This is a genomic window from Nocardioides panzhihuensis, from assembly GCF_013408335.1.
Classification (GTDB): Bacteria; Actinomycetota; Actinomycetes; order Propionibacteriales; family Nocardioidaceae; genus Nocardioides; species Nocardioides panzhihuensis.
In genome coordinates, this window is the sequence record NZ_JACBZR010000001.1 from 3103491 (window position 1) to 3118445 (window position 14955).

Below are 14955 nucleotides of genomic sequence, written 5' to 3' on the forward strand. Positions count from 1 at the left end.
CGAGTCCTCCCTAGGAGATTCCAATGCACGTTTCCAGATCCGGCCTCCGCCGATCCTTGGCCCTCACGCTCCCGGTCGCCCTCGCACTGACGATCACCGCGTGCGGGTCGAGCGACAGCACCGGCGAAGCAAGCTCGGCAGCCTTCGACACAGCAGCCCTCGGGACCCCCAACAAGGCGACCGGCTCCCCCGTCACCATCGGCGTCATCAGCGAAGGCAAGGGCCAGGCCGTCGACCAGAGCGACGAGTTCCGCGGCGCCCAGGCAGCCGCGGCGTACGCCAATGAGTATCTCGGCGGGATCGGCGGTCACAAGGTCGAGGTCAAGGTGTGCGAGGTGCGTCAGGACCCCGCGATGGCCACCGACTGCGCCAACCAGATGGTGACCGCGGGCGTCTCCGCCGTCGTCGAGGGCACCTTGGCGGAGGTCGACCAGACGATCGAGGTCCTCACCCCTGCCGGGATCCCGATCATCGCCGCGAGCGGAAGCACCAAGGCAGCGCTGACCACGCCGGGCTACTTCTCGTTGTTCAACAGCCTCTCCTACTTCGGCGTCCCGGCCGCCGACGGCAAGGAGCAAGGCGTCTCCAAGGCCGTCATGGTCGTCGTCGGCGTCCCCGGCGCCGAGGGTCCGGCCCGCGACGTCGGCACGCTTCTCTACAAGAACGCCGGCATCGACCTCGAGGTCTCCGCGATCCCGCCCGGCACCGCGGACATGACGCCGCAGATCACCGCGGCCAGCGCCGACGAGCCGGGCCTCTACCACGTCTTCGGCAACGAGAGCTTCTGCACGCCGGCGATTCAGGCCATCAAGGCCGTCGACCCCGACGCCGCCATCACGGCGATCGCCCAGTGCCTCTCGGCCGCGGGCGCCAAGTCCATCCCCGGCGGCTACGAGGGCGTCCACGTGGTGACCACCTCGGACCTCGACCCGGAAGCCGAGGACACCAAGCTCTTCCAGGCAGTCGTCGGCAAGTACGGCGACGGCGCGAAGGAGTCGGTCATCACCGGCTCGGGCTACTCGCCGATGCTGGGAATGATCAATGCGCTCAACGCCGCCAAGATCACCGACGTGAGCGCCAAGGGCGTCACCGCCGCCATGAAGTCGGCGCCCGCGACGAACTACCCGCTGGGTGCCGGCGCGACCTTCACCTGCGACGGCAAGCAGATGCCGATCTCGCCGAACGTGTGCAGCTCCGACGGCATCATCGCCTCAGCGACGGCTGACGGGAAGCTCGAGGACTACCAGCTGGTCCCCTCCGACCCGGAGCTCTACAGCCCCGCGAGCTGACCCCGCCGACCGCCCGTCGCCCGTCGCCCGCACTCCACCGGGCGGCGGGCGGTCCGCATTCCACCCGGGAGTAGATCTATAGTGACTCTACTGTCAGATTTCCTGTAGAGTAGGTCACATCTACCCCGCCCAACGCACTGTATGACTTGGCGCGAACGTCAGAAGGAGTACGACCAATGCCTAGAAGACCGGCCAGCGACACGATGGTCGTCTGCGCTTCCCACAGCCCGGGGATGCTCCGTGACGCCACCGAGGAGCACGGTGCGCACTTCCGGGCCGGCATCGACGAGGCCCGGCGCCGGGTGACGGCCTTCGAGCCCGATCTCGTTGTCTTCTTCGGCAGCGACCACCGGCGCGCGTTCGTGGACAGCGTCCCGGCGGTCGCATTGATGCTGGCCGCCGACGGCCTCGGCGACCTCGGCTCGCCGACGGGCTCCTACGACGTGCCGGCCGAGATCGCCGAGCCGCTCGCCGCCTCGCTGCTCGCCCAGGGCTTCGACGTCACCGTCGTGCGCAAGGTCGCCCTCGACCACGGGTTCGGGCAGACGTACGGCCATCTGATCGGCGACCTGCCGACGGTGCCGGTCATCCCCATCTACCTCAACTGCGCCACTCCCCCGCTGGCCTCGCCCGGTCGCGCCTACGCGCTGGGCCGGCAGGTGGGCGAAGAGCTCTCCGGTCTCGGCAAGCGCGTGCTGTACGTCGGCTCCGGGGGTCTCTCGCACTCACCGCCCAGCCTGGAGGCGGCCGCGGCCGGACTCTCCGACGAGGAGCGCCTCGCGGTCAACGAGGCCGGTCGCGCCGCGGCCCGGGAGAAGATCGTGCCCGACTGGGACCAGGCGTTCCTCGCCCGCATCGCGGAGGACCCCGAGAGCCTGGCGACATTCACCGACGCCGACATCATCCCCGCCGGCGTCGGCGCGCATGAGGTGCGTACCTGGATCGCCGCCGTCGCCGCCGGGGCGACACCCATGGAGACCGTCGCCTACGAGCCGGTCCCCGAGTGGATCACCGGGATGGGGGTCGCCACGACCCCGACCGGCGCCACCTCCGCTCCCCTTCCCTCCCCGTCCCAGATCGAACAGGTTCAGCCATGACGCACGTGATCACCGGAAGCTGCTGCAACGACGCGGCCTGCGTACCCGTCTGCCCCGTCAACTGCATCCACCCGGCCCCGGGCGAGCCCGACTTCGGCACCGCCGAGATGCTCTACATCGACGACGCCAGCTGCATCGACTGCGGTGCCTGCGTCGACGTCTGTCCGGTCAGCGCGATCACCGCCGACTACGACCTGGACCCGATCGACGAGCCCTTCCTCGCCCTGAACTCCGCCTGGTTCGCGGCTCCCGAGCGGTCCTCGTACGCCCCTCCCCCGCGCGAGCCCGTCCTCACCGCCACGCGTCCCGGGCCGCTCAAGGTGGCCGTTGTCGGCACGGGTCCGACCGGCGGCTACGTCACCGAGTCTCTCCTGGGCGTCCGCGGGGTCAAGGCCGAGGTGACCGTCATCGACAGGCTTCTCACCCCGGGTGGCCTGGTGAGGTACGGCGTCGCCCCTGACCATCTGGCCACCAAGGACGCCGGGACCTCGATCGAGAAGGTGCTCAAAGCACCCGGGGTGTCAGTGCGGCTCGGCGTCGACGTCGGCGTCGACGTGACCCTGGAGGAGCTTGCCGCGAGCCACCACGCCGTCGTGGTCGCGACCGGTGCCTCCGAGGGCCGCAAGCTCGCCATTCCCGGCGAGGACCTGCCGGGTTCCCACTCCGCGGTCGACTTCGTCGGCTGGTACAACGGCCATCCGGCCCAGGCCGGGTTGGAGTTCGACCTCACCTCCGAGCGAGCCGTCGTCATCGGCAACGGCAACGTCGCCCTCGACGTCGCCCGGATCCTGCTCGCCACCCCGGACGTGTTGCGCAGGAGCGACATCGCCGCCCACGCGCTCGAGGCTCTGGCTGAGAGCAAGATCCGCGAGGTCGTCCTGGTCGGTCGGCGCGGCCCCGAGCACGCCGCATTCACCGCGGGCGAGCTGATCGGCCTGACCCAGGTGGCCGGCCTCGGCCTGTCCGTACGTCCCGAGGACCTCGACGTCGCCAGCGAGGACCCGATCGTCGCGCACAAGCTCGACCTCCTGCGTGGCCTCACCGGAGACGACGCCGAGCACCGGCTCGAGTTCCGTTTCGGTCTACGCCCCACCGACCTGCTCGGCGAGACCTCCGTACGTGCGGTCCGCTTCGACGACGGCGACGAGCTGGAGGCCGGCCTGGTGCTCAGCGCCATCGGCTACCGCGGCCGACCGGTGCCCGGTCTACCGTTCGACGAGGCGCTCGGCCGCGTACCCAACGAGGACGGGCGCGTCGCTCCCGGTCTGTACGTCTCCGGCTGGATCAAGCGCGGTCCGTCCGGCGGGATCGGCGCCAACAAGTGGTGCGCGAAGGAGACCGTCGGTGCCCTGGTGGCCGACTTCGAGGCCGGTCTCCTGCCCGACCCGACCGGCGAGATCCCCTCCGTCGGCGTCGGCATGGACGCCTGGGCCAAGATCGACGGCCGTGAGAAGCAGCTCGGCCGCGAGTCCGGACGGCCACGGATCAAGCTCGTCGACCCCGATGAGCAGCGCACCCTGCTGAGCAGCTGACAAACCGCCGAGTCGGCTCGTCCTGTCCGTCAGGACGAGCCGACTCGGCGGTGGTGTGGGAGATCAGTGGTTGACCAGGCCGCCGTCGACGCGGAAGTCGGCGCCGGTGGCGAACGAGGCGTCGTCCGAGGCGAGGTAGGCAGCGAGCTTGGCGATGTCGTCAGGCTGACCCAGTCGCGGCACCAGCGACTTCGCCAGCAGCCCGTCGAGCACCCCGGGCGGGGAGAGCTGCTCGGCAGAACCGGGCGTCTCGACGACGCCGGGGCTGATGCTGACCGCCCGGATGCCGCGCGGGGCGCCCTCGGCGGCCATGACGTGGGTCATGCCGCGTACGCCCCACTTGGCCGCGGAGTGAGCGATCCCGGCGACACTGCCGCCATGCCCGGCGACCGAGGCGGTGTTGATGATCAGTCCGCCGCCCGCGCCCAGCTGCGACCAGGCCGCCTTCGTGGCAAGGAAGACCAGGGTGAGCTCGTTGCGGATCGAGCGGTCCCACTCCTGCGCCGTCATCGACTCGATGGTGCCGAAGGCGCCCGTGGAGGCGTTGTTCCACAGCACATCCACCTGGCCGAACCCGGTCACCGCCCGGTCCACCCACCGCCGGCACTCCTCGAGATCGCCGAGGTCGAGCGGCGAGACATCGATCATCGTGCCGCCCGCCTCGGTGACCAGCGCCTGCGTCTGTGCCGCACTCTCGGCGTCGACGTCGCAGCCGACCACCCGGGCGCCGGCCTCGGCGAAGCGCAACGCTCCGGCGCGACCGATGCCGCCACCCGTCCCGCTGATGAGGGCCACCTTGCCCTCGAGGGATCGTGTCATGGCGCTACCTTCCTTCCCTGTGCCCGAGCGGTTCTCGGGCCCGGCTTCAGACCGCGGCGGCCTCGCCCAGGTAGGCCGCCTCGAGCCGCTCGGGGTGAACAGCCAGCTCCGCGGCGCTTCCCTGCAGGCGTACGTCGCCGTGCACCAGCACCAGCGCCTCGTCGGCGACCTCGAGGGCGAGGTGGACATGCTGCTCCACGAGCACGACCACGGCTCCGGTCTCGTCGGCGATGCGGCGTACGACGGGAAGCAGCTCCTCGACGATGACGGGGGCCAGACCCATGCTCATCTCGTCGATGAGCAGCACCTTGGGCTGCTGCACGAGTGCCCTCGCGACGGCGAGCATCTGCTGCTCGCCTCCGGAGATGGAGCCGGCGGAGACCTTGAGCCGCTTCTTCAGCGCCGGGAACATCTCCATGGTGGCCTCGAGGCTCGGGCCTCCGCTCTTCTGGGCGATCTGGAGGTTCTCTCTGACCGAGAGGCTGGTGAACAGCGCGCGGTCGTCGGCGACGAGAACGAGCCCCGCCTTGTTGGCAGCGCCGGGACGGGCGCTGGGCAACGGCGTGCCGTTGACCACCACCTCGCCCTCGATCCGGGGCAGGAGGCCGGCCAGCGTCGTCATCACCGTCGTCTTCCCGGCGCCATTGGGGCCGAGGACTGCGAGCACCTGACCGGCGGAGAGCCTCACGTCCAGATCTCGCACGACCGTCACCGCACCGTACCCGGCAGCCAGTCCCCGGCACTCGAGCACCGGTGTGGGGCGCTCGCCCGACTCTTCGATCTTCGACGTCATGCCGTGGCCACCTTGTCTGCTTGGGAGCCGAGGTACGCCTCGGCGACGCGGGGGTCGACGCGGATCTCGGCCGGCGTACCGGACGCGATCACCTCGCCGAAGTTGAGGACCGTGATCTGGTCGCACAGGCTCAGCATCAGGCCCATGTCGTGGTCGACCACGATGATCGTGACGCCGCTGTCGCGGATCCGCCGCAGGCGTTCGGCGAGCCAGGTGCTCTCGGCGGTGTCGAGACCGCCGGCCGGCTCATCGAGCAGGAGCACTCGGGGGTGGCCGGCCAGGGCACGCGCGATGGAGACCAGCTGGCGCTGGCCCTGGGAGAGCTCACCCGCCGGGCGCTCGCGGACCGCGTCGAGACCGAGGAGCCGGAAGACCGCCTCGATCCGCTCGGTGTCGCCGCTCCTCGGCGCTCCCGGGGCCTCCGGCCGATGACCGGAGGCGGTGAGGCCGACCTTGACGTTCTCCAGCACGCTCAGGTCCTCGTAGAGCTCGATCGCCTGGAATGTACGGCCCAAGCCGGCACGGATCCGCTGATGGGGCAGGAGATCCTGGAGCGGCTCGCCGGCCAGGACGATCTCGCCGGTGTGCGGGGCGAAGCCACTGATCGCGTCGATCAGGGTCGTCTTGCCCGCACCGTTGGGGCCGATCAGCCCGACGATGGAGCCTCGCGGCGCGGTCATCGAGACATCCTTGACCGCGACGACGCCGCCGTAGTGGACCGCGACGCCGCGCAGCTCCAGCTCGATGGAGGCCTCGGCGTCCATGCCGACGTGCTCGGTCTTCTCGGAATCGTCGAAGGAGGCGCCCGAGCCGACGACGGCGTCTCGCCCGACCGTCTGCCGACGCTTTGCGATCAGGGCGTGGGCGGGGCCGACGATGCCCTCGGGGTTGAGGATGACGGTGAACACCAGGAGCACGCTGGCGACGACGGGGTACCAGCCGCCCGCCGAGAAGACCTCGTCGATCATGATGAAGAAGATGCCGTTGGCCGCGGTGACGCCTGCCAGGAGACCGCCCGAGACCGAGGTGATCCCGGCGAGGTAGACCGTGGCGAACAGGAACAGCCCGGCCATCGCCGAGAAGGACGTCTCACTGATCGTCTGCTGCTGATAGGCCATGAGCGACCCGCCGAGCCCCGCGACGAAAGCGGCGATCGCGAACGCCAGGATCTTGATCCGGACCACGTTGACACCGGCCGCGGCCGCGGAGCGCTCGTTGGCGCGTACGGCGAGCATCTGCGCACCGAGCTGGCTGCGTCGCAGCCGCGCGACGCCGACGGCGACTGCGACCAGGACGAGCAGGCACAGCAGCCCGAAGCGGATGCGTGGATAGTCGGCGCCGGCGCCGATGCCGAGGTCCCAGCCAAACAGTGTCGGTGGGTCGACGCGTACGCCCGAGGTGCCGACGAAGTCGAGGTTCCGGAACCAGAACGCCTCGACGGCGAAGGCGAGCGCCAAGGTCACCACCGCGACGGTGAGCCCGCGGATGCGCAGCGCCGGCAGCCCGATCACCACCCCGAGGACCATCGCCGCCAACGCCCCGACGATCGGGGCCAGGGGGAACGGGATGTGCAGCTGCTCGCCGATCGGCGCCATCAGGAAGCCGCTCGCGCCGGCAATGGTCAGCTGGGCGAGGGAGACCTGGCCGGCGTACCCGGTCACGATCACGATCGAGAGCGCGATGATCGCCATGATGAAGGTGGTGATCAGGCCGTTGCGCCAGCGGTCCTGGAGCAGGACGAGCGCCAGCACGGACACCGCCGTCATGATCAGGGTGGTCGTGAGCACGTGACGCGGGCGCGGTGCACGTCCGAGCGTCTGCAGGATGATCGCGCCGCGGGCCGGCAGCGACCGGGCACGCACCACGAGCACGAGCAGGATGATGACCAGCGGGATCAGCTCGGGCAGGCCGGAGGAGGGCAGCGACGGGTAGGCGGTCTGCAGGTATTGCGCCTCGGACTGGAGCGCACCGATCGCGATGCCCGCCACGACCGCCCAGATGACGAACTGGAAGCGCGCGACGATCGCTGCTGCCAGGGCCGGGACGATGAAGAGGGTGTACGCGACGGGGACCAGCGGGACGATGGGGGCGATCAGGATCCCGGCCAGGCCGGCGACCGCCGAGCTGAGCATCCAGTTGTAGGCCGCGATCCGATCCGGCGAGATGCCGCTGAGGTAGGCGCCGCGCTCGGTCTCGGCCGCGGCTCGGGTGGCGAGGCCGAACTTCGTGAACCGGAACGCGAGTGCGAGAAGGACCGCGAGCCCGAGCATGGTGAGCGCGAAGTAGACGCGGTCGGAGGAGACGAAGAGGTCACCGCTGCGCCACTGCTCGACGGGGAAGATCGGCGCGACGGCGACCGCGTCGGTGCCGATCTTCTCGGCGAGCAGGCCGGTGACCAGCAGCGAGAGGCCGAGGGCGGCGACCGCCTTGGCCACCGGGGGCGCGGTCCGGAGCGGCCGGAAGACGGCGACGTAGAGCAGCAGGCCGAGCAGCGCCCCGAAGGCGAGCGAGATGACCAGCGCCGGCCAGAGTCCGAGCGGCTGGCCGAAGTCGACAGTGTTGGGCAGCCCGGGGATCGGCAGGAGGATCTGCCCCTGGCGCAGGAAGGCGTAGACGTAGGCGACATAGAGGGCGATCGCGCCGCTGCCGAAGTTGAGCACTCCGGAGCTTCGGTAGGTCAGCACGATGGCGAGGGCCAGCGCCCCGAAGACGGCTCCGTTGCCGAGGCCGAGCAAGAGGAACACGAGATGCTGCGTCATCGGCGGCAGTCCCTTCGAATGGAAGTGTGATCAGTGACACTGACGTTAGATCATGAAGGATGCCTACCGCTACGGATCGAAGGGAAAAATGTGTCGCCGATCACGTCGCGGACAAAACTGAGCCACCTACTCGCCCAAAAAGACAGTACGACCACATGGCCCGAGGCGTGGTCGACGCATCGGGCTATGTGGTCACGGGTGTCAGTTTTTGGCCGTCAACAGCGGAGCAGGCGTTCGCTCATGACCGCGACGTCGCGCCTGAAATCGGCGTAGGACCGGCTGTCCGGCTCTATCGTCAGCCAGGTGACCCCGGCCTCGGCATACTCCTCGAGCCGGGGGGCGACGGCGGCGGCGAACTCCGCGGCGCCGGTACGCAGCAGGCCCTTCTCGAACGGCACGAAGCTCACCTCCATCGGCCCTCGGCCGAGGTCGGCGCGACGCTTGTTCTGCTCGTCGATCAGCGCCCGCAGGGTGGTGAGGTCCTCCAGCGGCGGGGTTCGGGTGATCGCCGCCGTCTGCGCCGACTGCGCCATCGGCAGCCAGCCGTCGGCCAGTTCCACGACGCGGCGGCGGGCGGCCTTGCTGTTGCCCCCGATCCAGATCGGCGGGCCACCCGGCTGGGCGGGCAACGGCAGGGACTCGTGCCCGGCGATGCCGAACTCGGGCCCGTCGTGCTCCTTCCCCGACCAAGTGGCGCGCATCGCGGCGATACCCTCGTCGAGAAGCTTTCCGCGCCGCTTGAAGTCGGCGCCCAGGGCCGCGAACTCGGTCTCCAGGTAGCCCGCCGCCAGACCGAGGGTGAGTCTGCCGCCGGAGAGCAGGTCGAGGCTGGCGGCCGACTTCGCCGCGAGATAGGGGCTGCGGTAGCCGGCGACCATGACGTACGTGATCAGCTCGAGCCGCCGAGTCGCCTCGGCGGCGATGGAGAGCGCGACGAACGGGTCGAAGGCGTGATGCCCGCCGTTGGCCAGCCACGCCTTGTCGGGGTAGGGGTGCTCGCTGACGGAGAAGCCGTCGAAGCCGGCGTCCTCCACGAAACGGGCCAGCTCACCGAGGCTGCCCTCGCCGATCCACTCCGGGAAGCGCTTCACCGCCCGCATCGGGAACATCAGGTTCGTCTTCACAGCCATCTCCGCTCGTGTCGTGTTGCCAGGGTCAGCGCAGCAGGTCGCGGGCGATGACGACGCGCTGGACCTCGGTGGCCCCCTCGCCGAGCCGCTTGACCCGCAGGTCGCGGAACCACCGCTCCAGCGGCAGCTCCTCGGCGAGGCCGAGCGCGCCGTGGATCTGGATGCAGCGGTCGAGGATCCGGTAGGCCGCCTCGGTGCCGTACATCTTGGCGACCGAGGCGTCGACGCGTACGTCCTTGCCGAGGTCGGCGTTCCAGGCCGCCTGGTAGGTGAGCAGCCGCGCGGCGCGCAGCTCGACCTCGCAGTCGACGAGCATCCACTGGATGCCCTGCTTGTCGGCGAGCTTGCCGCCGAACACGTCGCGGTCCTTGGCCCAGGCGCAGGCCAGGTCGAGGGCCTCCTGGGCGATGCCGATCGGGCCGGCGGCGTACAGGATCCGGCCGTTGACCAGCGTCGAGCTGGCCTGGGCGAAGCCCTTGCCCTCCTCGCCGATCAGGTTCTCCACCGGGATCCGGACGTCGTCGAAGTGGAGCTCGTACGGTGCGAATGAGGCCATCACCTCGATCCGTCGGATGCTCAGGCCGGGGGTGTCCTTCTCGACGATGAAGCAGGAGATGCCGCCGCGGCCATCGCCGGTGCGCGCGTAGACGACGCCCCAGTCGGCGCCGTCGGCATGGCTGGTCCACATCTTCGACCCGTTGAGGACGTACGCGTCACCGTCCCGCACCGCCTTGAGCTGGATCGCCCGGGCCGGGTCGGAGCCGCCGCCGGGCTCGCTGATCGCGGTGTACGCCTTGGTGGCGGTGCCGTCGAGGATCGGCTGCGCGAAGCGCGCGAACTGCTCCTTCGTGGCCCCGTACATGACGATCGGCGGGTTGCCGCCGAAGGCGCCCAGGGCCGGGAAGAACGCGCCCATCCGGCACTTGGCGGCCTCCTCGGCGACGACCACCTGGCCCAGCAGGCTCAGCCCCGCTCCGCCGTGCTCCTCGGGGGTCTGCAGAGACCAGAGACCGATCTTGCGAGCCTTCGCCTGCAGGTCGACCAACAGGTCGCGGGGCAGGCCGGCTGTGTCGTGCGGGAGGGTCGACTCCAGCGGCTGCACCTCGGCCTTCATGAATCGACGGACAGTGTCGCGCAGAGCAACCAGCTCCTCGGGCAGCTCCCAGGCGCCGGTGTGGCCCAGCTCGGTCACCGTCGACATCAGCCGTCCTCGGCGAAACGGCGCGTGCGGGCGTTGTCGAGCTGTGGGCCGTGGTTGGTCTCGTACTGCTCGATCCACTCCTTCGGCAGCTTCCCCCACGCCTCGCCGATCTGGAGCCGGTGGCCGGGGTTGAGGATCTCCGCGGCGACCACGTCACCGACGAAGATCGAGCTCTCCTGCACGTCGAGGGTGCCGACCACCTTCGCCTCGACGTAGCTGTGCGCACCGAGCAGCACCGGAGCGCCGGTCACCCCGGTCTTGGTACGCAGCTTGCCCAGCTTGTCGCCGTCGCGGCCCGAGCTGCCGCCGAGCGTCATCAGGATCTCGAGCGACTCCTCGATCTGGTCGTCCTCGGCGCTGAGCAGGTGCATCACGAAGATGCCGGAGTTCACCACCAGGTCGTGGGTCAGGTTGTACTTGGTCAGGCTGATCGTCGCCCGGGGTGCCTCGGGGACGATGCTGGCGGCACCCGCCGAGAGTGACATCAGCCCGTTGGCGAAGCCGCCGTCGATGGTCGTGACCGCGACCGGGAACGGCCGCAGCCCGCCCAGCACCTTGTTGGCGGCGTCGGTGTCGATGCTCATGTGCTCATTCCTTCGCGGATGGTTGGAGGGCCTCATCGAGGTAGGTGAGGAGGTTGGCGGTGAAGATGTCGTTGTCGTCGCCGGCGACCATGTGCCCGGCCTCGCGTACGTCGACGACGCTGATGTGCCCGATCAGCTCGCGCATCTCGGCCACGCCGGCGTCCGAGATCACGTCGGACTGGACGCCGCGCACCAGGAGCACGGGCTGCCGGATCTGCCGGGATGCGGCCCGCGAGCGGGCGTAGATCGCCTCGCTCATCGCGGAGTCGACGTCCTCGTCGGCGGGCCGGTCCAGGCGCATCATCGCCGGGTCCCAGTGCCAGTGCCAGCGGCCGTCGCGCAGCCGGAGGTTCTTCCGCAGCCCGTCGAGGCTTCCGGTGCGACTCCGGTGCGGGTTGTAGGCGGAGACTGCCGCAGCCGCCTCCTCGAGCGAGCCGAACCCCTCGGGCGCGCCCTGCATGAAGGCCTTGACCCGGCCCGCGCCCTTCCGCTCGACCCGGACGGCGATGTCGACCAGCACCAGCGCCTCGGCGAGCGCGGGATCCTCACCGACCGCGATCAGGGAGACCTTGCCGCCGAGGGACGCGCCCACCAGCGTCAACGGAACCTGCGGCTCGACTCTCCGGATGTGGGCGACGAGCTCGCGCAGGTCGGCGATCATGACCTCCATGCCGTAGTCGCCGTCCGCGGACCAGTCGCTGTCCCCGTGGCCGCGCAGGTCGACCGAGTACGCCACCCAGCCGTCGACGGCCAGCCGCTCCCCCGTACGACGCCACGAATGCCGGGTCTGCCCGCCGCCGTGCAGCAGCACGACGACCCCCTTGGGGTCCGGCCCCGCCTCACGGGTGGCCCAGCGATCCGCCGCGAGCCGGAGCCCGGCCCCCGGAAGGCTGACCCGCTGCGCCTCGACCGTCCCGCTCATCGGACCGCCTCCGTAGCGCGAGCGCCAGAGTACGGACGCGGCCCGCTGACGGATCCATTGGTCGCTCGCTGACGCTCACTCATCACTGGCCTTCGGCGGGTGCGGGCACCTCGATGACGACCGCTCCTGCCTGACCGCCGCCCGCGCACATCGCGGCAACGGCCAGACCGCCGCCGCGGCGGCGGAGCTCGTTGATCAGGGTGATGACCATGCGGGTGCCCGAGGCCGCGACCGGATGACCGAGGCTGCAGCCGCTGCTGGCGGTGTTGACACGCTCCTCGTCGATGCCGAGCTTCTTGCAGGCCGCGACCGGTACGGACGCGAACGCCTCGTTGATCTCCCACAGGTCGATGTCGGCGATGGCCAGGCCCGCCCGGTCCAGGACCTTCGGGATGACGTCGAGCGGCGCGAGGCCCATCCGGGCCGGTTCGGTCGCGGTGGCGGCCCAGGCCCGGACGACGGCGAGCGCCTCCAGATTCCTCTCGGCGGCGAGCTCGCTGGAGACCACCATGACCGCAGCGGCTGCGTCGTTCATGCCGCTGGCGTTGCCGGCGGTGATGGAGAAGTCCTCGATCTCGGGGTGGAGCGGGTTGAGCGAGGCCAGCTTCTCCAGAGTGGTGCCGCGGCGCGGGTGCTCGTCGGTGTCGAAGGTGACGGTGGTGCCATCGGCTTGGCGGGCCTGGACCGGCACGATCTCGTCCTTGAACGCACCTGCGTCGATGGCCGCGACGGCACGCTGGTGGGAGCGGAACGCCCAGGCGTCCATCTCCTCTCGGGTCAGGCCGACCTCCTTAGCGGTGTTCCAGCCGACCGAGATCGACATGTCCATGTTGGGGGCCTCGGGCGTGTCCGGGTGCGTGGGCGGCATCCACCGCTCGGTGAACTGGTCGAGCGTGCCGGGCGTACGGAACTGCTGCAACGGCGAGGTGGAGGTCGACTGGGTGCCACCGGCGATGATCGCGCGCTCGGCTCCGGAGCGGATCTGGGCCGCGGCGTTGCCGATCGCGGTCAGGCCGCCCGCGCAGTGCCGGTTGATCGCCTGGCCAGGCACCTGGGTCATGCCGGTGACGACCGCGGCGTGCCGGGCGATGTCGCCGCCGCCGTAGTTCGACTCGGCGAGGATGACGTCGTCGACGTCGGCGACGTCGAGGCCTGAGCGCTCCTGCACCTCGCGGAGGACGACCTCGGCCAGTTCCATGGCGGTGGTGTCGCGCAGGGTGCCCTTGAAGGCGGTGCCGATGGCTGTGCGAGCACCAGCGACGATGACGGCTTCGATCTTCTCTGACATGGTGATGGTCCTTCGTGGTGGTGGGGTCAGCCGAGGGTGAACGGGTCGCGGGTCTCCCCGCTGAGCTCGATCCAGACGGCTTTGGTCTCGGTGAAGTCCTTGACGGCCTCCAGGCCGTTCTCGCGCCCGACGCCGCTGGCTCCCATGCCGCCGAAGGGGACGCTGGGTGCCACCGCGCGGTAGGCGTTGACCCAGACCGTGCCGGCGCGCAGCCGGGCGGCGACCCGGTGGGCGCGGTGGACGTCGTTGGTCCAAACCGAGCCGGCCAGGCCGAAGTCGGTGCCGTTGGCAGCGGCGATCGCCTCGTCCTCGTCATGGAAGGTGGAGACGGCCAGGACCGGCCCGAAGATCTCCTCGGCGACCGCACGCATGTGCGGGGTGACGTCGGTGAGCACGGTCGGGCGTACGAAGTAGCCCCCGAGCTCGCCCGCGGGCTCGGCACCGTACGCGATGGTCGCACCCTCCTCACGCGCCGAGGCGAAGTGGGAGAGCACCTTCTCGTACTGAGGTGCGTTGGAGACCGGGCCCATCTCGGTGGCCGGGTCGCGCGGGTCACCGAGCTTGATCGTCGAGGCGCGGGCGACGACCTTGGCCACCAGCTCCTCGGCGACGTCCTCGTGCACGAGCAGGCGCGAGCCGGCCAGGCAGGTCTGGCCGGTGGCCGCGAAGATGCCGGAGATGACACCGTTGGCGGCCGCGTCCAGGTCGGCGTCGGGGAAGACGACCTGTGCCGACTTGCCGCCGAGCTCGAGAGTGAAGCGGGTCATGTTGCTGATCGCGGCCTGACCGACCTTGATGCCGGTGCCGGTGGATCCGGTGAAGGCGATCTTGTCGACGCCGGGGTGCGCGGCCAGTGCCGCCCCCGTCTCCGGTCCCCATCCGGTGACGACGTTGATGACGCCCGGCGGGAACCCTGCTTCCTCGAAGAGCCGGGCGAAGGCCAGGGTCGAGACAGGGGTGTGGTCGCTGGGCTTGACCACGAACGTACAGCCTGCGGCCAGCCCGGCGGCGAGCTTCCAGGTGAGCAGCAGGAGCGGCGAGTTCCACGGCGTGATCGCGCCGACCACGCCGACCGGCTCGTGGGTGGTGTAGACGAGGTAGTTGGACTTACCGGTCGGGATCACCGTCCCCTCCAGCTTGTCGGCCATCCCGGCGAAGTAGCGGTAGTAGTCGGGCAGGCCACGCATCTGGCCCGACATCTCACGCAGCAGCTTGCCGCCGTCGCGTACCTCGTAGTCGGCGAGCTGGTCGGCCTCACGTTCGATCACGTCGGCCAGGCGGTGGAGCAGGCGGCCACGCTCGGTGGCGCTGAGCCGGCCCCACGGCCCGTTGAGCGCGTCGCGCGCCGCAGCGACCGCCCGGTCGACGTCCGTCGTGTCACCGTCGGGCACGACCGCCCACGGCTGACCGGTGTACGGGTCGATGCTCTCGTACGTCCGCCCCTTGCTCGCAGGCGTCTCGGTCCCGCCGATCAGCAGGCTGAACGCCGGCACGGTCTCGGTCTCGGTGGTCATCAGAGGTCTCCTCGTCGAGCTCGGGTG

12 protein-coding genes are annotated in these 14955 nt (G+C 70.2%); 3 read left to right on the forward strand and 9 right to left on the reverse strand.

Going from position 1 to position 14955, the window contains the following annotated elements; translation table 11 throughout:
- The first annotated feature begins 23 nt into the window (after positions 1-23).
- From BJ988_RS14700 to BJ988_RS14710, 3 genes are all read left to right on the forward strand, one after another.
- A complete protein-coding gene (locus BJ988_RS14700; RefSeq protein ID WP_179658645.1) occupies positions 24-1289 on the forward strand; it encodes an ABC transporter substrate-binding protein in 1266 nt (421 codons plus the stop codon).
- Between the two features lie 176 nt (positions 1290-1465).
- Positions 1466-2386 carry a 3-carboxyethylcatechol 2,3-dioxygenase gene (locus BJ988_RS14705; protein WP_218860875.1) on the forward strand — a complete coding sequence of 307 codons (921 nt, stop codon included), beginning with the start codon at positions 1466-1468 and terminating at the stop codon, positions 2384-2386.
- Positions 2383-3918, forward strand: a complete 1536-nt coding sequence (locus BJ988_RS14710) for an FAD-dependent oxidoreductase (protein WP_179658646.1) — start codon at positions 2383-2385, stop codon at positions 3916-3918. Before BJ988_RS14705 ends, BJ988_RS14710 begins: the two co-directional genes overlap by 4 nt.
- A 63-nt stretch (positions 3919-3981) precedes the next feature.
- On the opposite strand, the gene BJ988_RS14715 is transcribed toward BJ988_RS14710, so the two are convergent.
- The 9 genes from BJ988_RS14715 to BJ988_RS14755 form a co-directional block, all read right to left on the reverse strand.
- Positions 3982-4737 (reverse strand): SDR family NAD(P)-dependent oxidoreductase, encoded by a 756-nt coding sequence (locus BJ988_RS14715; RefSeq protein ID WP_179658647.1) that lies wholly within the window; start codon positions 4735-4737, stop codon positions 3982-3984.
- A gap of 46 nt (positions 4738-4783) precedes the next feature.
- Entirely contained in the window at positions 4784-5530 is a 747-nt protein-coding gene (locus BJ988_RS14720; protein ID WP_179658648.1) for an ABC transporter ATP-binding protein, read from the reverse strand.
- Complete coding sequence (locus tag BJ988_RS14725) at positions 5527-8289, reverse strand: branched-chain amino acid ABC transporter permease/ATP-binding protein (protein ID WP_179658649.1); 2763 nt, start codon at positions 8287-8289, stop codon at positions 5527-5529. The genes BJ988_RS14720 and BJ988_RS14725 overlap by 4 nt, the downstream gene beginning before the upstream one ends.
- A 215-nt stretch (positions 8290-8504) precedes the next feature.
- On the reverse strand, positions 8505-9419 hold the full coding sequence (locus BJ988_RS14730) for an LLM class F420-dependent oxidoreductase (protein ID WP_179658650.1): 915 nt from the start codon (positions 9417-9419) through the stop codon (positions 8505-8507).
- Positions 9420-9444: 25 nt separating this feature from the next.
- A complete protein-coding gene (locus tag BJ988_RS14735) occupies positions 9445-10620 on the reverse strand; it encodes an acyl-CoA dehydrogenase family protein (RefSeq protein WP_179658651.1) in 1176 nt (391 codons plus the stop codon).
- The gene (locus BJ988_RS14740; protein WP_179658652.1) at positions 10620-11204 is read right to left on the reverse strand and encodes a flavin reductase family protein; all 585 of its coding nucleotides are present in this window, start codon (positions 11202-11204) and stop codon (positions 10620-10622) included. The genes BJ988_RS14735 and BJ988_RS14740 overlap by 1 nt, the downstream gene beginning before the upstream one ends.
- Positions 11205-11208: 4 nt before the next feature.
- Positions 11209-12126 (reverse strand): alpha/beta fold hydrolase, encoded by a 918-nt coding sequence (locus BJ988_RS14745; RefSeq protein ID WP_179658653.1) that lies wholly within the window; start codon positions 12124-12126, stop codon positions 11209-11211.
- An 82-nt stretch (positions 12127-12208) separates the two neighbouring features.
- Positions 12209-13414: a thiolase family protein gene (locus tag BJ988_RS14750; protein WP_179658654.1), complete on the reverse strand. Its 1206-nt coding sequence runs from the start codon at positions 13412-13414 to the stop codon at positions 12209-12211.
- A 26-nt stretch (positions 13415-13440) separates the two neighbouring features.
- Positions 13441-14928: an aldehyde dehydrogenase gene (locus BJ988_RS14755; protein WP_179658655.1), complete on the reverse strand. Its 1488-nt coding sequence runs from the start codon at positions 14926-14928 to the stop codon at positions 13441-13443.
- Positions 14929-14955 lie beyond the last annotated feature (27 nt).